Origin of the sequence: Bacillus sp. FSL K6-2944 (assembly GCF_038005385.1) — a bacterium.
GTDB classification, from domain to species: Bacteria; Bacillota; Bacilli; order Bacillales; family Bacillaceae_G; genus Bacillus_A; species Bacillus_A cereus.
Map to the genome: position 1 here is coordinate 804,776 of NZ_JBBOTE010000001.1, position 17,433 is coordinate 822,208.

Genomic DNA, 17,433 nt, shown 5'->3' on the forward strand with positions numbered 1-17,433 from the left:
GGTATAAAAACTAGCAGTTACGTTTTTTATACCAGAAGTGATCGAATTTCTTATTTTTGCAAGATGGGAATTTATGTCCGCCTTTGCAATCATTCCATTTGTGTCCGCTATCGTGACAGTCTTTACCATGATCACATGAATCATCGCAAGAGTGACCGTGTCTGTTAGGGAAGAATTCGCATTTTTTACAGAAACTTCGTTTTGTCCAGAAAAATTTCTTTTCAAAGCGTATGCATTTTGTAATGAATGTACAATGTTTTCTGCGAGTACGTTTTGTAACTAATACGCATTCTTTTCTACGCGTTACTTTCGTAACGAACGTCCATTTTTGAACACGTACACGTGTACATTTCGTAACAAATGTCCATTTTTTTACGTGCGTACATTTTGTAACGAACGTACAATGTTTCACGCGAGTACATCTTGTTCTTGGACATTTACCCCCAGTTGTACATTTACATCCAGTTGTACAATGATGATGAGTGAATTTATCATCATCGCATTCAAAAGTACTTGGATCTTGGTGTAAGAAATCCTCCATCCCAGCACTTTTGATTTCTTCGACAGCTTTTCTAATATCACGTTTCATAGAAATCCTCCTTATCATGTATTAAAGTGAAAAGGTATTCTTTTTCCTTAACATGATATGTATGTAGGCATCTTTCTGAACAGGACAAGAGTGTAATTTTATATAAATAGATGATTGCGGATGTATGGACAAGAAAAGGCGCATACATTGAAGGAAGAGAACTGAGAAGGGATGAGAAAACATGCTGCCTTCATATGATTTTTTTGTTCATCCAATGTACTTAGTGGAATTGAAAAAGGACATTTGGTCAGATAGTCCAGTGCCAGCAAAATTAACTTATGGAAAAAAGAAGTATGATATTGATATCGTATACCGAGGAGCTCATATTCGCGAATTTGAGAAAAAGTCTTATCATGTTATGTTTTATAAGCCTAAAAAATTTCAAGGTGCGAAAGAGTTTCATTTGAATTCGGAGTTTATGGATCCGTCTCTCATACGAAATAAATTATCTTTAGATTTTTTTCATGATATTGGTGTACTTTCGCCAAAATCACAACATGTATTTATAAAAATTAATGGTCAAATTCAAGGTGTGTATTTACAGTTAGAATCGGTTGATGAAAATTTTTTGAAAAATAGAGGATTACCGAGTGGTTCTATTTATTATGCGATAGATGATGATGCGAATTTTTCATTAATGAGTGAACGAGATAAAGATGTTAAGAAAGAGCTCTTTGCGGGTTATGAATTTAAATATTCGAATAAAAATAGTGAAGAACAACTGAGTGAATTTGTATTTCAAGCGAATACTTTGACGAGGGAAGCCTATGAAAAAGAAATTGGGAAGTTTCTACATGTAGATAAATATTTACGATGGTTAGCAGGAGTTATTTTTACGCAAAACTTTGATGGTTTCGTTCATAACTATGCACTATATCATAACGATGAAACAAATTTATTTGAAGTTATACCGTGGGATTATGATGCGACTTGGGGGCGAGATGTACAAGGGAGACCACTTAATCATGAATATATTCGCATTCAAGGGTATAATACGTTAAGTGCAAGATTGCTAGACATACCTGTATTTAGAAAGCAGTATCGAAGTATTTTGGAAGAAATATTAGAAAATCAATTCACAGTTTCGTTTATGAGGCCGAAAGTAGAAGGGTTGTGTGAATTGATTCGCCCATATTTACTACAAGATCCATACATGAAAGAAAAATTAGAAACATTTGATCAAGAGGCTGATATGATTTATGAATATATAAATAAAAGAAGAAAGTATATACAAGACCACTTACATGAATTGGATTAATTTTGAAAGAGATTGAAACGTTATCAATCTCTTTTTTTTGTATAATAAAGATGTATCAATAAAAATGAAGTAATATATTTGATAGAGAATGGGGATGCGGATATATGACGATTAAATGGATTGATTGGGTAAAACAAATACAATCTATAGCTCAAGCGGGTTTAACGTATTCTAAGGATGTGTATGATATTGAGCGTTTCCAGCAATTACGAGATATTTCTATTTCAATGATGTCACATTACACGAAAACAGATTGGGAAGTCGTAGAGAAATTATTTGCAAGTGAGACAGGCTATCAAACACCTAAAGTTGATATAAGAGCGGTTGTTTTTCAAAATGAAAAGTTATTATTTGTGAAAGAAAAAAGCGATGGGAAATGGGCATTGCCAGGTGGATGGGCTGATGTCAGTTATACGCCAACCGAAGTTGCAGCAAAAGAAGTTTTCGAAGAGACTGGTTATGAGGTAGGTCATTTTAAGTTACTAGCTATATTTGATAAAGAAAAACATCAACCATCTCCATCGGCGACGCATGTATATAAGATTTTCATTGGATGCGAGATTATTGGTGGAGAAAAGAAAACTAGTATTGAAACAGAAGAGGTGGAGTTTTTTGGTGAAAATGAATTGCCTAATTTATCAATTGCTAGAAATACAGAAGACCAAATTAAAGAGATGTTTGCCTACATGAAAGACCCGCAGAAAGAGAAATTAATAGATTAATCCTGCTTGAATTGTACATATTGTTAAAATGAAGATATTGGCAGATTGCAGCCTTTATGTAATAATGGGATGGTATGTGAAGAAAAAAGGAGATAAAAAAGAACATGTTAGCAAACATAATAGATCAGTTATTGCAATTTTTTGCAAGCTTAGGTTACTTTGGAGTAGCTCTTGCTTTAATGATTGAAGTAATCCCGAGTGAAATTGTACTTTCGTATGCTGGCTTTTTAGTAGCGAATGGTAAAATTAGTTTTGTGGGTGCAGTTATCGCCGGAACGATTGGTGGTACTTTAGCGCAAATCTTTTTATACTGGCTTGGATACTACGGAGGGCGTCCGGTTGTAGAGAAATATGGGAAATATCTACTTATTAATAAACATCATTTAGACATAGCGGAAGGTTGGTTTAAGCGTTATGGAGCAGGCGTAATATTTTCTGCGCGCTTTATCCCAGTAGTACGTCATGCGATCTCTATTCCAGCAGGACTAGCTAAGATGCCATTAAAACTATTTACACTTTATACGGTTGTAGCGATCATTCCATGGTCAATTCTATTTATATACTTAGGTGAAAAACTTGGTGGGAATTGGCGACAAATTAAAGAGTATGCATCTGATTACACACATTACATAATTATAGGAGCTGTTCTTTTTATTGCTCTATACTTTGGTTTAAAATATTTCAAAAAGAAAAAAGCAGCGCGTTAAAGTCAATGATTTTTCATTGGCTTTTTTTGTTTGTTTCGGTTCTAAAGAAAAGGAGTTGTCCATAATGTGTAATAATAAAGCGTAGCGGAGGAATGTGATGAAAGGGTCACCGTTTATACGTGGAACTATATTTTTAACGATGGCAACGATGATATCAAAAATGTTAGGGTTTATATATGTTATACCATTTACAGCGATGGTCGGTACGAGTGGTTACGTTCTATACACATATGCATATCGTCCTTATACCATCATGCTCAGTATAGCAACAATGGGATTACCGCTAGCTGTTTCAAAGATGGTATCAAAATATGATCAACTGAATGATTATCATACGGTTAAGAGAGTGTTGAAAAGTGGAATCGTGTTTATGTTTATAATGGGAGTCATTTCGTGTTTTACGTTATATATGCTAGCTCCGCATTTAGCTAAACTTGTCATCGATGGGAATGATCAAACGGGGAATAGTGTAGGAGCGGTTACTACTAATATTCGAATTGTAAGTTTTGCGTTAATACTTGTGCCAGTAATGAGTTTATTAAGGGGCTTCTTTCAAGGATTCCAATCGATGGGGCCTTCTGCATTAAGTGTAGTTGTAGAGCAATTTTTTCGGGTTTTAACCATTTTAATAGGAAGCTTTGTCGTTTTATATGTTTTAAAAGCTTCTGTTTCGCTAGCGGTTGGTATTTCAACGTTCGGTGCATTTATGGGAGCTGTAGGTGGATTAACTGTTTTAAGTGCGTATTATATAAGAAGGAGAAGGCACTTAAAGAAAAAAGAGATGGAAAGTATACCACAAACAACGAAATCTTGTTTCTCATTGTATAAGGAGCTCTTTACATATTCTATTCCTTTTGTTGTGGTGGGCTTAGCAATTCCGTTGTATCAGACGATTGATACATTTACAATTAATAAACTACTTATACAAATAGGGTATATGCAAGGAGAAGCGGAAAAAATTAATGCGATAATTGGTCTTGTTCAAATGGTTGTACTTATCCCGGTATCCGTTGCGACAGCTTTTAGTATGTCTCTCGTACCAGAGATGACGAAAGCTTACACAGCAGGAAATACGAAGCTATTGTACAAACATTTTACGAGAACAAATGTATTAGTAGTAGCAATTACGGTACCGGCGGCAATTGGAATGATGGTGTTAGCCAAACCTGTATATACTCTTTTATTCGGTGCTGGAAATGATCCAGAGATGGGGAGAATCATTTTACAGTATTATGCTCCTGCTTGCATACTATTTTCTCTTTTTACAGTAACGGCTGCTATGCTACAAGGAATCAATCAACAGCAGAAGACGGTGCTAGGACTAGTGATTGGAATTATTGTGAAGATAGTTTTAAATATTGTATTGCTTACGTATTTCGATTATGTAAGTTTTATCATTTCAACATACGCGGGCTATACGATTTCAGTCGGGTTTAACTTGTGGATGCTTTCTAAATATGTTATAAAGGCAACATAAGCTTTTAAGGCAGAGAGCACTCTGTCTTTTTCTATGTTTATCCCGCTTTAACGGGCAGTGAGACCCTCACCGCACAATTCAGCGAAAGAAAAGAAGTTTGGTTGGGGGCGGATAACCCGTAAAAGCCCGATTTGTAAGGGCTAATAATTAGTGAGGATGAAGCCCCCCACTGATTAAAGTTTCACTTTATAATATTTTTCTTATAAAAACGTTTTCAAAATAATTTTTCTATTGAAATTTAAACGTATGTTTCATATGCTGAGAATGGCGGTTTAAAAACTGTGATTTAAGAGAGGTAGATTCCTACATGTAAAAAGAATCGGGGTGATAGTATGTTAAATATATATTTAACAGACCGAAACGGAAAACTACAAGAGATTGAGGAAATGCAAAAGGGGTGCTGGATTAATGTACTTCATCCAACAGAAGAAGAAATTCAATATCTAGTACAAACTTTAAATGTAGACTTAGATTTCATTAAAGACCCTTTGGATGATGAAGAACGCTCTCGTATTGAAAAGGAAGACAATAATACTTTAATTATCGTGGATATTCCGACAGTTAGACATGATGAAGAAGGAAATTCGATTTATGACACGATTCCAATAGGTATGATTGTGATGCCGGATTGTTTTGTTACAATCTGCTTAGAAGAGAATCCAATTTTTGAACGTTTTATTAATCAACGTATTAAAGAATTTTATACGTTTAAGAAGACGCGCTTTGCACTTCAGCTCTTATATACGATTTCTACTTATTATTTAAGATACTTAAAGCAAATAAATCGAAAAACAATTGATTTAGAGCATCAATTAAATCAGTCAATGAAAAATAAAGAGATTTTCACATTGTTAGGCCTTGAGAAAAGTTTAGTATACTTTACAACGTCATTAAAGGCTAATAAAATTGTAATTCAAAAGTTAATGCGTAATAGTACATTTTTAAAAATGTATGAAGACGATCAAGATTTATTAGAAGATGTATTAATTGAAAATAAACAGGCTATTGAAATGGCGGAAATATATAGTCACATTTTAAGTGGAATGATGAATACTTTTAGCTCCGTTATATCAAATAATTTAAATAGTGTTATGAAACTGTTAACGTCAATTACGATCATTTTATCTTTACCGACGATGGTTTCTAGTTTCTTTGGAATGAACGTAAAGGTTCCGTTTGAAGGGGAAGCCCACGGTTTTGTAATTGTACTCATCATATGTGTAACACTATCTTTCACGTTAGCTTTTGTTTTTTGGAAGAAACGTTACTTTTAACGATAAGAAAGCTGCTCTAGCATAGTTATATAACTACGCTAGAGCAGCTTTTTTGCTATGAAATCTCAAATTTTGAATAGAATATAACTTGTACAATGTAATGTATATAAAGGGTATGTATGCCATATAAACCTTGTTCAATTAATGAAATGGGGTTAAAATTACATATTGTTAATGAAAAGTTGGAGGAAATACATCATGGAATTGTTTCAATTACCGAAAGCATTCCTGCAAATGAATACAATTTTTATCTCCATATTGATCGAAGCACTTCCTTTCGTGCTCATTGGTGTATTTATTTCAGGATTCATTCAAATGTTCGTGACAGAAGATATGGTGGCAAAATGGATGCCGAAGAACCGATTTCTGTCTGTTTTATTAGCTACTTTTTTAGGTATGTTGTTTCCAGGTTGTGAATGTGGGATTGTTCCGATTGTAAGACGATTAATTGGAAAAGGCGTTCCACCATACGCAGGGATTGCATTTATGTTAACTGGACCTATTATTAATCCAGTTGTATTATTTGCTACTTATGTTGCCTTTGGGAGTAGTATGCACATGGTATGGTATCGTTCTATTGTAGCGATTATCGTAGCCATTATCGTTGGAATTATATTATCCTTTATGTTTAAAGAACATCAATTAAGAGATGATCACTTCCCAGAAGTGAATAATAAGCGTCCACTGCGTAAAAAAATGTGGGATGTATGTACACACGCTGTTGAGGAATTCTTCTCAATGGGAAAATATTTAGTACTAGGTGCGTTAATTGCAGCAGCGGTACAAACGTTTGTACAAACTTCAACACTTCTTGCTATTGGACAAGGTCCGTTTTCTTCATCAGCTGTTATGATGGGACTTGCTTATATATTATCACTTTGTTCAGAGGCAGATGCATTTATCGCTTCTTCGTTCCAAAGTACGTTTTCAACAGCTTCACTTGTCGCGTTCCTCGTTTATGGACCGATGGTGGATATTAAAAATATGTTTATGATGCTTGCGACATTTAAAACTAAATTTGTAATTGTTGTTATAGTTACAGTTACTCTTGTTGTTTATGCAAGCTCACTACTCATTTATGCGATGGGGTGGTAGGTTATGTTTCGAGCATATATATTATTAGGTTTTACAATATTAATTGCGCAGCTTCATATTTCCGGTAACATTACGAAGTATATCAATATGAAGTATGCCTATTTATCAACAACAGCAGCAATTATTTTAGGTTTCTTAACGATTATACAAATTATCGTCGTTTTCCAAAAAGAGCACCAAAAGGAAAAAGAGAAAAATGATTGCAGTTGTGACCATAGCCATTGCGGGCATGATCATTCAAAAGATGAGAATACATGGTGGAAAAAAGCATTTTCGTACTCCTTGTTTTGTTTTCCAATTATCTCAGGGTTATTTTTCCCAATTGCGACGTTAGATTCGGATATTGTTAAAGCGAAAGGATTTCACTTTCCTGTTGCACAAGCAGAAAGTAAGGATCCATTTATGACAAGACAATTTCTAAGACCTGATACGAGCATTTATTACGGGAAAGAAGGATACCGTGGTGTAATGGAAAAAGGGAAGAAAGAGTTTGTTACGAAAGACAATATTAATTTGAAAGATGAAGACTTCCTAAAGGGTATGGAAACAATTTATAATTATCCTGGCGAGTTTACTGGGAAAAAATTATCTTTTAAAGGGTTTGTTTTTAGGGATGATTCTTCTAAAAAAGAACAATACTTCTTATTCCGTTTCGGTATTATACATTGCGTAGCAGATTCTGGTGTGTATGGTATGTTAGTGAAAAAGCCAGAAGGCGTAGAGTGGAATAATGATGACTGGATTCAAGTAGAAGGAGAGATAACTACTGAGTTTTATCAGCCGTTTCATGCGAATATTCCTGTATTAGAAGTAACAAAATGGAATAAAGTTGAACAGCCGAAAGAACAATATGTATTTAGAGGAGCCGATTGATAAAATCGGTTCTTTTTTGTGGACTAAAAGTTCTGAATGTTGTTAATATTAAACGTGTAGTTCATTTAGTATAGTGATTATTGAAATATTAGGGATAAATCATTAAAGGGGTGATAACAATGACAGAAGTAAAGGGGAAAACAGCCAATGAGTCAAGGGTGTTCAAAACGAGCCGAGTATTCCCAACAGATTTAAATGATCATAACACGCTATTTGGTGGGAAGATATTAGCGGAGATGGATATGGTTGCTTCTATTTCAGCATCCAGACATTCGAGAAAGGAATGTGTCACAGCATCTATGGACTGGGTCGATTTCTTACATCCTGTTCGTTCTTCAGATTGTGTTAGTTATGAATCATTCGTAATTTGGACGGGAAGAACTTCGATGGAAGTGTTTGTGAAGGTAGTAGCTGAAGATTTAATTTCAGGTGAGAAGCGTATAGCGGCAACGTCATTCGTTACTTTTGTGGCACTTAGTAAGGAAAATAATCCAGTTCCAGTACCGCGTGTTATCCCTGAAACAGAAGAAGAGAAAGAATTACATCGTATTGCTGTGTTACGTGCAGAACAGCGTCATATACGTAAGGCAGAGAGTAAGAAAGTAGCCACATTGTTAACCTTTTGAGATGAATATTTAGCCATTTAAGTTACTATAGCAGTCGGAAATGGTTTTAAAATGAAAAGCGGACACCTAAAAATAGGTGTCCGCTTTTATAGTTTTTTCATCCACATATCATATGACAGTAGCTACTTAGCAGAAGCAAGCAGCACCGACGATGATTAAGAGGATAAATAATACGACTAATAGCGCAAATCCATTACCATGTGCGAAGCCCATTGTTATTTCCTCCTTTTATTTTAAGATACAACATACAATATGCAAATGAGCTATTGTTTGATATGGACATATATCATGCAATGACATATTTTCTTGAATGATAATGTAATAAAAAAGGGAAGATATAGAAATAACAGTAAGTGGAGAAAGGAATTTATCCATGAAGCACTTTTTCGCTATAATCCTTTGTTTAATAGGTGTATTCATTTGGATGAACATCGATGTGGAAATGGGGAAGGAAATGGCTAGTGAATATGAATTAGGACAAGTTCGATTAGGTGAATTTCAATTATATACGAACGGTGAAGAGTTATATAGAAAATTATTTGAGGATATAAACGATGCAGAAAAGTATATATATATCCATTTTTATATTGTAGGAAAAGATGAAATAAGCCAAGAGTTTTTACAGTTATTAGAGAAAAAAGCATCTAGCGGAGTAGAAGTGAAATTGTCAGTCGATCGGATAGGTGGATATAAGCTGAAGAAAAAGGTAATTAGCCGATTAAAGGAAAACGGTGTGAAGTTTACATTTAGTAAAAAACCGAAACTGAAAAATGTGTTCTATTCTTTGCATCAACGGAATCATAGACGTATTGTTACGATAGATGGAAAGGTATCATACGTCGGTGGTTTTAATATCGGAAAGGAGTACCTTGGACAAAATCCAAAGTTTGGGCCATGGCGTGATTATCACGTGCGCATCCATGGTGAGGGTGCAGCGGATATGGAAAGAAAGTTCGCCGAAGATTGGAAAGAAGATACAGGAGAAAAAATGCCTATACATGAAAGTATACCTACATTAGGGAATGTGAAATATCAATATTTATTTTCAAATGGAAAAGGCTTATGGGAAAAGTATGGGGCACTTTTAAAAAAGGCTAAAAAGTCTTTAATTATCGCTACACCATATTTTGTACCAAGTAAAGAAATGGTGAAAGAGTTAAAAGCTGCATTAAATCGTGGTGTTAATGTGAAAATTCTCGTGCCATTTAAAAGTGATGCCATATTGTTAAAACAAGCTGCCTATCCATATTTGAAAGATATGTTACATGCTGGAGCGGAGATTTATCAATATCGAAATGGATTTTTTCATGGGAAAGTAACAATTATTGATGGAGAAATTGTTGATATTGGGACAGCGAATTTTGATAATAGAAGTTTTTATTTAAATTGTGAGTCTAACTGTATCATATATGATAAAACAGTTGTTGATGAAGTATGGAGTCGATTACAGGTAGACTTTCATAAATCAAAACGATTTTCTGAAGAAGATTTTGAGAAAATTAGTAGATGGGATTGGTTTTTAGCGAGAATAGCGAATGTTTTAGCATCATATTTATAGTATATGGACAAAAGAGAAGGGAGGCGCTTTAATGGACTGTATGAAAGAATTAATGGAATATAGTTATATGCTAATATACAAGGTTGGAGAGTATGCTGGAAAGGTCAGAGACGAAGAATTAAAAAATCTATTACAGCACCATTTACCATATATGTTACAAGCATATAATGAACAAGTAAATTTTCAAGAAGGAGAGAATGTGCAGCATATAACCTGTGAAACAACGGAGTTTGATTTGCATGAAATGGAAAAGGAAACAGTTAGTAAATATACAGGGGATATTCATATTGCAACCAGTTATATTGCGCATTTGAAACGATTAGCTTTAAAGTTTGCTCAAGTTGCAGTGGAAGTTGCTAACCCAGAGTTTCGCTCATTTTTGGAAAATTGTTTCCTGAAAATGAACCGTTACGCTTATAGTGTGTGGCAATATGTTATGAAGAAGGAATATAAGATTACACATCTATATGAAAATGAAAAGTTTGCATGAGAAACTAAGGCGAAATGGTATGCGCCTTAGTTTTTTTACGTCCATTGAGAGAAAAAAACTAATTTTATTGTGTATCGATTGGAAATGAAATATATAAATTAAAATTAGGTTTTGTTATCGGAAAATTTACAAAAATTCACCGTATATTTACTGTTTTTCAATCTCTCCTTTAAAAATAGAGAGTAATATGAGGTTGTACATATTCTATCACAAGGAGGAAACGCAAATGAACAAATGGGTTAAATCATTAACTGCTATGGCACTTGCAAGTTCTTTATTAATGGTAGGTTGTAGTAAAGGTGAGGACAAGAAGAAAGAAGACGACACAACAACACAACAAGAGGACAAAAAGGATAAAGAAACAAGCGGAACCGAGAAGTCTACTGATTCTAAAGAAAAGAAATAAAGTAATAATAAAGCTTCCTCTTATATATGAGGAAGCTTTTTTGTTGTAAATTGACTGAGATTATTGAAAAATAGAAAGAGAATGAAAGAGGGGGAAAACAAATGAAAGTATGTATATTGGGAGCAACAGGACGAGTAGGTTCAAACATAATTAATTTAGCATTAAAGGATTCAGCTGAAGTGACTGCATTAGCGCGTGATTTAAATAGAATAGAAATACAACATGAAAGGTTAAGAGTGATAGAAGGGAATGTATTGAACGAAAATGATATAAAGAAAGCGATAGAAGGAAGCGATATAGTAATTAGTGCACTTGGAACGGATCAAAATGGAACATTAGCGAAGAGTATGCCACAAATTATAAAGAAAATGGAAGAAGAAGGGATTCGTAGAATCATAACAATAGGAACAGCTGGTATTTTACAAGCAAGAACAGATCTAAATTTATATCGTTTTCAATCACCGGAATCAAAAAGGAAAACGACAACGGCAGCGGAAGATCATTTGGCTGCATATAAGGTACTAAGTAATAGTAATAATTTATGTTGGACAGTTGTTTGTCCGACACATTTAATAGATGGTGAGGCGACAGAGGTATATCGAACTGAAAAAGATATATTGCCAGAGGGTGGATCAAAAATTACAGTGGGTGATACAGCACACTTTGCATGGGATCTATGTAAGAAAAATATATATGAAAATAGTCGAGTAGGTATTGCATATTAAAAAACCATCCCGAAGTCGGGATGGTTAAAAGATGATATAACACAAGAAGATGATAATCATAATGATTTGGAGAATTGCTTTCGCTACTGTACTGCTTAAAAAACCAACTACAGTAGCGACTCCAACTAGAAAAGCATCTTTTGGCGATTTTTTATGTACTAGTTCTGTTATAAATACTGATAAGAACGGTATGATAATAAGTCCGAATGGTGGGAAGAAGAACGAGCCGACAATGATAGAAATCATTCCGACACGTTCGCCCCATTTAGAACTACCGTATTTTTTTAAGAAATATCCATTTGCAATAAAATCAGCAACGAAAATGAAAAGAGTGAAAATGACTTGAATAATCCAAAAAGAAGTTGTTAATTCGCCTCCATTTATACCGAAATGGTAAATCAAATATCCAGCCCAGACAGCTAGTATGCCAGGGATAATTGGATAAATAAAGGCGAGAAATGAAACAACGAAACAGGCAATGATACAAATTGTTAATAAAACAGTCACTTTATAGCTCCTTTTTAATATCTAGTTTATGTACAGCAACTTTTTTGACTTGATGTCCATCAAGTTCTAATACTTTAAATTGAAAACCAGCATATTCAATGGAATAGCCAGCTTCAATATTTAAGTCAACTGCTTGAGAGAGAAGCCATCCTCCGATTGTATCTAAATCACTATCATCAATATGTAGGCCAAACATATCATTTACTTCAGAAATAAGCACCTTTCCATCTAAAACAGTAAGCTTAGGTGTACGCTTTTCAATCATAGGTGATTCATCAGCATCGAATTCATCTTGAATTTCTCCAATGATTTCTTCAAGAATATCTTCCATCGTTAAAAGTCCGGCAGTACCACCATATTCATCCATAACGATTGCCATCTGAACGCGATTTTTTTGAAGGTGGACTAACGTTTTACGAATTGGAACTGTTTCAAATACAGTTAGAACAGGATGTATATAAGATTCAAGTGGTTTATAAATACCTTTCGTTTGATCATGGAATACTTCTTTCGTATTGATCATTCCAATGATATCATCTTTATCTTTTTCAATGATTGGATAGCGTGTATATTTTTCAGTAGCGACGATATCCATATTTTCTTCTAACGTATTTTCAGTAGACAAGCAAATCATTTCGGTACGAGGAACCATAATTTCTTTCGCAACTCGATCATCAAATTCAAAAATGTTATTTACATATTTATATTCGGTTTGGTTTATTTCACCGCTTTTAAAACTTTCACCTAAAATGAGTCGCAATTCCTCTTCAGAATGAGCAAGTTCACTTTCCTTCGCAGGTTCTAATCCGAGTAGTTTTGTGAAAAATATAGCTGTACTATTGAGTAGCCAAATGAATGGATACATAATTTTATCAAATAAAATAAGCGGTCTTGCAAATTTGAGTGTGATTGCTTCTGCTTTTTGAATTGCGAAAGACTTTGGAACTAATTCACCTAATACAACGTGGAAAAATGTAATAACACTAAAAGCAATAACAAAAGATAAAGTGTTAGCCATTGTTCCAGTAATATTAATTTTTTCAAAGAGCGGTCGTAGTATATGTTCCACAGTCGGTTCACCAAGCCAACCAAGCCCTAAAGAAGTGATTGTAATTCCGAGCTGACAAGCTGATAAATAAACATCTAAATTAGATAGGACGCTTCTTGCAGCTAAAGCTTGTTTATTACCTTCATTTGCAAGTTGGTCAATTCGACTTTTTCGTACTTTTACAACAGCGAATTCTGATGCAACGAAAAAGCCAGAAATAAGAATAAGTACAAAGATGAGAAAAATATTTAATATGTCCAAGCGTGTTCTCCATTCCAAGGTTTGGAATAAAGATGTCACCTCCTGCAATTATGTTATACTTTTATAATAAATCCAAATGAAAAGAATAGTCAAAGGAAAAGGGTAAATATTGGTATGTTTCTGTAATAGTTTTTGAATTTGCTGTTATTTTGTCCGCTATACAAAAGGAATAACCCCCTACTTTTAGATTATAGAGGGTTATTTTAAATTAAGGTTTTGGAACACTTCTCGTTAAAGTGTATGACTGTTGCTTGGAGTAGTTTGTGGTCCATAGTGTTTGAAGGAAAGAAAGTATGCTATATGGGATATAGAGTAGTAATAAGCCGATTGTAACAATTATAGGTGAATTTCCGCCAAATTGAACGATAAATTGTAACAGTCCATTTGCATGAAAAACGCATTCCATAAAAACGAATGAAAGAATAATGGAACCTAAAATTGATTTATGATTTGAAGTAAGCGCTAAAAACAATGTGTCTACAAGAAAAGAATCATGTTTTATTTCATATTCATTTGTGTTTTTTAAGAAAGGAATCCATTTTTTTACTGCTTGCATAACGATAATCATGGAAGTACTACATACGATGATAAATGATGAGTAGTAAGGAAGGTTTATAAATTGTGCGATGTATAGAAGTAGTAATAAGACTGAACATTGTAATACTACAGTGCAAAAAGAGTAAGGTATCCATTTCAATACAGTAGTAAACTTTTTAAACGAGTTAGGTACTTTGAAAAATAAATGGCCGATACCCAAACTTATGAAAAATCCGATCGCAAGGGTAAAAGTAAAACGAACAATCGATATAAAATATATTTCCCATATGTAAGGGAATAATGGTGTTGAATGATTAGAAGTATGTATCATTTGGTTTGCTGAGAAAAAGATAGATTCATGCATCCAATCAACCTTTGGAATTGATATAGAAGAAAGCTGTGCGAAGTTTTGAAAAATGCTAATAAATCCATTTTGATAGGAGTAATTGTGTGTAATAAAAAGAGCTGGAATAGGACTTATGGCAAAAATAACACCAATTATAAATTTACATATATGTGAGCGTAATAAGGACATATAACCACCTACTCTTAGAATATTCAGAAAATTCTTATTCTTATTTTAGCTTTTTTTGAAAGAAGTTACAATATATTTTTCATTTAGTAATTCAGAGAGAAGATTTGATAGCAAAAATATACAAGTGAAGGATTCATGAATAAATTATGACAAGAAAATGAATAATTTTCAGAAAAATAAAATAAATCATTTATTTTTTTCTGAAAATATAATATAGTTATGGCACAGAAAGTATTTTAACATAAGGAGGCTTTTTATGAGGATTAAAGGGAATTACGTGCCGAAAAGGGAAGTTTTACTGTGCTCAAGTTCGATTACGATTGGGGAAGCGTTAGAGCATTTAAATAAAACGGGGTATCGTTGTGTACCAGTTTTAGATGAAAAAAAAGAGAAATTTTTAGGGAATATATATAAAGTAGATATTTTAGAATATAAAGGATCACTTGATGAGAGTGTAATACAATTATTAAACGATAAAGAAGGATTTGTGAGAGAAGATTCATCTTTCTTTAAAGTATTTTTTACAATAAAAAAATTGCCTTATTTATCAGTAGTTGATGAAAAAGGGGTTTTCCTTGGAATTTTAACGCATAAAAAAGTTTTTGAGTTATTAGAGGATGCATGGGGCGTTCACTCTAGTAAATACTCTGTCATGATTGGAACGCAAGACTATAATGGAGCAATCCAAAAATTATCGACAGTTTTAAAGAAATACACTGGTATTCAAAGTTTGATGACTTTTGATAATGATGCCTTATTAGTTCGTAGAATTATGTTTACATTAGGAGAAGAGTTTAACGACGGTGAATTAGAGACATTATTGAAAGATTTAGAAGATCACGGATTTAGAGTTGTGTATGTGGAAGAGATGAAAAATCCACGTGAAGTTGAAACCATAGAGTAACATACAAAAGCCATCTAATTATATATTAGATGGCTTTTGTATGTTACGTGTATAAAGTTATTTGAAAATAACAATCGAATAATAGGTGAGATTGTAACAATATTTGTGTAAGAGAATAAAAAATGTAGATAATTTCGATTTTCAAAAAAATCAATTTGAAAATATGTTTTTATTTTGCAACTAAATATGTTACTATATGTGTGATAAAAACAAAGAGGTCTGACATCTACACTCCACGTAATAACACTCTAGTGATTTGAAAATTCAAAAAAATCAAAATTAAAAATAATAATTGTATTAATGATTAGAGTAAAAATAAGGGGAATGGAGAAATTATGGAGAAAGACACTGCTTTGTAAGGGGCATATTTTATCATCTTGAGCAGAGAGGAGGATGCATAGCATATTGTAAAATATAGAGATAAACAGTGAAAAAGTGCTATGCAAATGAAGAGCATGAAGGGACGTTTAAGGCCAGGTGATACGGTAGCAATTGGTTTAATGCTATTTGCATTATTTTTAGGAGCAGGAAATTTAATTTTTCCGCCAGTTTTAGGTCAACAAGCAGGAGAGAATGTTTGGATTGCTACAATAGGATTCCTTGTAACGGGAGTCGGATTACCCCTACTAGCTGTAACAGCTGTCGCGTTTGTAGAGGGGGACTTGAAAGCGCTATCTTCTAGAGTTCACCCTATATTTGCGTTTATTTTCCCATTGATTAGTTATTTAGCAATTGGACCATTTTTCGCGATTCCTCGTACTGGAGCTGTTTCGTTTGAAATGGGTATGAAGCCGTTTTTATCAGAGGCAATGGTTTCAGAGTGGTACATGCTATTTCTTTTCACGATAGTTTTCTTCGGAATAACGTGGTATTTATCATTAAATCCATCTAAATTAGTGGATTGGTTCGGAAAGTTTCTTACACCATTATTAGTATTAATTGTCGCTGTTATTGTCGGAAAGGCAATTATTGATCCAATTGGAGAGCCAGCTGCGCCGTTAGCTGCTTACAAAGAAAATGCTTTCTTTGGTGGATTTATTCAAGGATATTTAACGATGGATGCAATTAGCGCGCTCGTATTCGGAATTGTCGTTGTACAAGTTATCCGCTCTAAAGGGATAAAAGAGAGTAGTCAAATTGCAAAAATAACAGTAGTATCAGGTATTATTGCTGTACTTGGTTTAACGTTAATTTATTTATCACTTGCTTATCTTGGTTCAACAAGTACATCACTTGGTATCTCAGAAAACGGTGGCCTTATTTTAACGAATGTTGTAAATGAGCTATATGGGACGAGTGGTAAAATTTTATTAGGGCTTGTTATTATACTAGCTTGTTTAACAACTTCTGTTGGGTTAACATCTGCGTGTGCAGGTTTCTTTACAAACTTATTCCCAAAACTTTCGCATAAAACGATTGTAACAATGGTATGTGTATTTAGTTTAATTGTATCTAACCTAGGTTTAACACAATTAATCGCAGTAACATTACCTGTGTTAATGATCATTTATCCAGTTGCAATTGTATTAATCGTACTTTCGTATTTCCATAAGTGGATTGGGAAGCGTAATACAATTTATATTGGAGCTATTTTAGGTGCATTGTTAATTAGTTTCTTTAACGGTTTAGAAAGTGCGAAAATTAAAATTGACGCGATTTCTAATGTACTACAAATGTTACCGTTATATAACGAAGGAATCGGATGGTTAATTCCATCATGTATTGGCGGGATTCTTGGTTTCTTCTTCTATAAATCAAATGAATCAAGTGAATTACAAAAGAAAGGTGCTTAGGCACCTTTCTTTTTTTGAAGGGGATTTTTGTATTTTGTCTAAGTAATA

At 33.7% G+C, this 17,433-nt stretch carries 19 protein-coding genes; 14 read left to right on the forward strand and 5 right to left on the reverse strand.

Translation table 11 applies throughout. The annotated features are described in order from the left end of the window. Positions 1-10: 10 nt before the first annotated feature. Positions 11-589: an exosporium protein ExsB gene (gene exsB, locus MHH55_RS04180; protein WP_000817498.1), complete on the reverse strand. Its 579-nt coding sequence runs from the start codon at positions 587-589 to the stop codon at positions 11-13. Positions 590-770: 181 nt separating this feature from the next. On the opposite strand from exsB, the gene cotH reads away from it, so the two are divergent. From cotH to MHH55_RS04220, 8 genes are all read left to right on the forward strand, one after another. Next, the gene (cotH, locus tag MHH55_RS04185; RefSeq protein WP_017656823.1) at positions 771-1,847 is read left to right on the forward strand and encodes a spore coat protein CotH; all 1,077 of its coding nucleotides are present in this window, start codon (positions 771-773) and stop codon (positions 1,845-1,847) included. A gap of 104 nt (positions 1,848-1,951) precedes the next feature. Further along, positions 1,952-2,569, forward strand: a complete 618-nt coding sequence (locus MHH55_RS04190) for an NUDIX hydrolase N-terminal domain-containing protein (RefSeq protein WP_078186766.1) — start codon at positions 1,952-1,954, stop codon at positions 2,567-2,569. 104 nt (positions 2,570-2,673) lie between these two features. Further along, positions 2,674-3,276, forward strand: coding sequence for a DedA family protein (locus MHH55_RS04195; protein ID WP_000880691.1), 603 nt, complete (start codon positions 2,674-2,676; stop codon positions 3,274-3,276). A gap of 97 nt (positions 3,277-3,373) precedes the next feature. Beyond that, positions 3,374-4,753 (forward strand): putative polysaccharide biosynthesis protein, encoded by a 1,380-nt coding sequence (locus tag MHH55_RS04200; RefSeq protein ID WP_078186765.1) that lies wholly within the window; start codon positions 3,374-3,376, stop codon positions 4,751-4,753. Between the two features lie 332 nt (positions 4,754-5,085). Continuing rightward, positions 5,086-6,027: a magnesium transporter CorA family protein gene (locus MHH55_RS04205; RefSeq protein WP_000932389.1), complete on the forward strand. Its 942-nt coding sequence runs from the start codon at positions 5,086-5,088 to the stop codon at positions 6,025-6,027. A gap of 198 nt (positions 6,028-6,225) precedes the next feature. After that, the gene (locus MHH55_RS04210) at positions 6,226-7,122 is read left to right on the forward strand and encodes a permease (protein WP_000418716.1); all 897 of its coding nucleotides are present in this window, start codon (positions 6,226-6,228) and stop codon (positions 7,120-7,122) included. A gap of 3 nt (positions 7,123-7,125) precedes the next feature. Further along, positions 7,126-7,995, forward strand: a complete 870-nt coding sequence (locus MHH55_RS04215) for a TIGR03943 family putative permease subunit (RefSeq protein ID WP_000488043.1) — start codon at positions 7,126-7,128, stop codon at positions 7,993-7,995. A gap of 119 nt (positions 7,996-8,114) precedes the next feature. Beyond that, positions 8,115-8,621: an acyl-CoA thioesterase gene (locus MHH55_RS04220; protein ID WP_000141164.1), complete on the forward strand. Its 507-nt coding sequence runs from the start codon at positions 8,115-8,117 to the stop codon at positions 8,619-8,621. A gap of 126 nt (positions 8,622-8,747) precedes the next feature. On the opposite strand, the gene MHH55_RS04225 is transcribed toward MHH55_RS04220, so the two are convergent. Further along, complete coding sequence (locus tag MHH55_RS04225; protein ID WP_000505094.1) at positions 8,748-8,834, reverse strand: YjcZ family sporulation protein; 87 nt, start codon at positions 8,832-8,834, stop codon at positions 8,748-8,750. Positions 8,835-8,994: 160 nt separating this feature from the next. Between MHH55_RS04225 and cls the strand changes: the two genes are divergently transcribed. From cls to MHH55_RS04245, 4 genes are all read left to right on the forward strand, one after another. Beyond that, positions 8,995-10,179 carry a cardiolipin synthase gene (cls, locus tag MHH55_RS04230; protein WP_002023919.1) on the forward strand — a complete coding sequence of 395 codons (1,185 nt, stop codon included), beginning with the start codon at positions 8,995-8,997 and terminating at the stop codon, positions 10,177-10,179. A gap of 31 nt (positions 10,180-10,210) precedes the next feature. After that, positions 10,211-10,669 (forward strand): spore coat protein, encoded by a 459-nt coding sequence (locus tag MHH55_RS04235; RefSeq protein WP_078186764.1) that lies wholly within the window; start codon positions 10,211-10,213, stop codon positions 10,667-10,669. A 226-nt stretch (positions 10,670-10,895) separates the two neighbouring features. Continuing rightward, positions 10,896-11,075 (forward strand): hypothetical protein, encoded by a 180-nt coding sequence (locus MHH55_RS04240; RefSeq protein ID WP_001045960.1) that lies wholly within the window; start codon positions 10,896-10,898, stop codon positions 11,073-11,075. 101 nt (positions 11,076-11,176) lie between these two features. After that, entirely contained in the window at positions 11,177-11,800 is a 624-nt protein-coding gene (locus MHH55_RS04245) for an NAD(P)-dependent oxidoreductase (RefSeq protein WP_000861647.1), read from the forward strand. Positions 11,801-11,824: 24 nt separating this feature from the next. On the opposite strand, the gene MHH55_RS04250 is transcribed toward MHH55_RS04245, so the two are convergent. The 3 genes from MHH55_RS04250 to MHH55_RS04260 all read right to left on the reverse strand — a co-directional run bounded on the left by MHH55_RS04250 (position 11,825) and on the right by MHH55_RS04260 (position 14,688). Further along, complete coding sequence (locus MHH55_RS04250) at positions 11,825-12,307, reverse strand: DUF456 domain-containing protein (RefSeq protein ID WP_000217339.1); 483 nt, start codon at positions 12,305-12,307, stop codon at positions 11,825-11,827. Between the two features lies 1 nt (position 12,308). Next, on the reverse strand, positions 12,309-13,616 hold the full coding sequence (locus tag MHH55_RS04255) for a hemolysin family protein (RefSeq protein ID WP_000353738.1): 1,308 nt from the start codon (positions 13,614-13,616) through the stop codon (positions 12,309-12,311). 208 nt (positions 13,617-13,824) lie between these two features. Further along, positions 13,825-14,688 carry a hypothetical protein gene (locus MHH55_RS04260; protein WP_078186770.1) on the reverse strand — a complete coding sequence of 288 codons (864 nt, stop codon included), beginning with the start codon at positions 14,686-14,688 and terminating at the stop codon, positions 13,825-13,827. 256 nt (positions 14,689-14,944) lie between these two features. Here MHH55_RS04260 and cbpA point away from each other — a divergent pair, with 256 nt between their 5' ends. Both cbpA and brnQ4 read left to right on the forward strand, forming a co-directional pair. Then, the gene (cbpA, locus tag MHH55_RS04265; protein WP_001220526.1) at positions 14,945-15,592 is read left to right on the forward strand and encodes a cyclic di-AMP binding protein CbpA; all 648 of its coding nucleotides are present in this window, start codon (positions 14,945-14,947) and stop codon (positions 15,590-15,592) included. A 455-nt stretch (positions 15,593-16,047) separates the two neighbouring features. Then, positions 16,048-17,385 (forward strand): branched-chain amino acid transport system II carrier protein BrnQ4, encoded by a 1,338-nt coding sequence (gene brnQ4 / locus MHH55_RS04270; protein WP_011110049.1) that lies wholly within the window; start codon positions 16,048-16,050, stop codon positions 17,383-17,385. Positions 17,386-17,433: the final 48 nt, after the last annotated feature.

Bases quoted from the DNA above. Each gene is read 5' to 3' on its own strand.
- exsB (WP_000817498.1), bottom strand. From the start codon at position 589: ATGAAACGTGATATTAGAAAAGCTGTCGAAGAAATCAAAAGTGCTGGG.
- cotH (WP_017656823.1), top strand. From the start codon at position 771: ATGCTGCCTTCATATGATTTTTTTGTTCATCCAATGTACTTAGTGGAA.
- MHH55_RS04190 (WP_078186766.1), top strand. From the start codon at position 1,952: ATGACGATTAAATGGATTGATTGGGTAAAACAAATACAATCTATAGCT.
- MHH55_RS04195 (WP_000880691.1), top strand. From the start codon at position 2,674: ATGTTAGCAAACATAATAGATCAGTTATTGCAATTTTTTGCAAGCTTA.
- MHH55_RS04200 (WP_078186765.1), top strand. From the start codon at position 3,374: ATGAAAGGGTCACCGTTTATACGTGGAACTATATTTTTAACGATGGCA.
- MHH55_RS04205 (WP_000932389.1), top strand. From the start codon at position 5,086: ATGTTAAATATATATTTAACAGACCGAAACGGAAAACTACAAGAGATT.
- MHH55_RS04210 (WP_000418716.1), top strand. From the start codon at position 6,226: ATGGAATTGTTTCAATTACCGAAAGCATTCCTGCAAATGAATACAATT.
- MHH55_RS04215 (WP_000488043.1), top strand. From the start codon at position 7,126: ATGTTTCGAGCATATATATTATTAGGTTTTACAATATTAATTGCGCAG.
- MHH55_RS04220 (WP_000141164.1), top strand. From the start codon at position 8,115: ATGACAGAAGTAAAGGGGAAAACAGCCAATGAGTCAAGGGTGTTCAAA.
- MHH55_RS04225 (WP_000505094.1), bottom strand. From the start codon at position 8,834: ATGGGCTTCGCACATGGTAATGGATTTGCGCTATTAGTCGTATTATTT.
- cls (WP_002023919.1), top strand. From the start codon at position 8,995: ATGAAGCACTTTTTCGCTATAATCCTTTGTTTAATAGGTGTATTCATT.
- MHH55_RS04235 (WP_078186764.1), top strand. From the start codon at position 10,211: ATGGACTGTATGAAAGAATTAATGGAATATAGTTATATGCTAATATAC.
- MHH55_RS04240 (WP_001045960.1), top strand. From the start codon at position 10,896: ATGAACAAATGGGTTAAATCATTAACTGCTATGGCACTTGCAAGTTCT.
- MHH55_RS04245 (WP_000861647.1), top strand. From the start codon at position 11,177: ATGAAAGTATGTATATTGGGAGCAACAGGACGAGTAGGTTCAAACATA.
- MHH55_RS04260 (WP_078186770.1), bottom strand. From the start codon at position 14,688: ATGTCCTTATTACGCTCACATATATGTAAATTTATAATTGGTGTTATT.
- cbpA (WP_001220526.1), top strand. From the start codon at position 14,945: ATGAGGATTAAAGGGAATTACGTGCCGAAAAGGGAAGTTTTACTGTGC.
- brnQ4 (WP_011110049.1), top strand. From the start codon at position 16,048: ATGAAGGGACGTTTAAGGCCAGGTGATACGGTAGCAATTGGTTTAATG.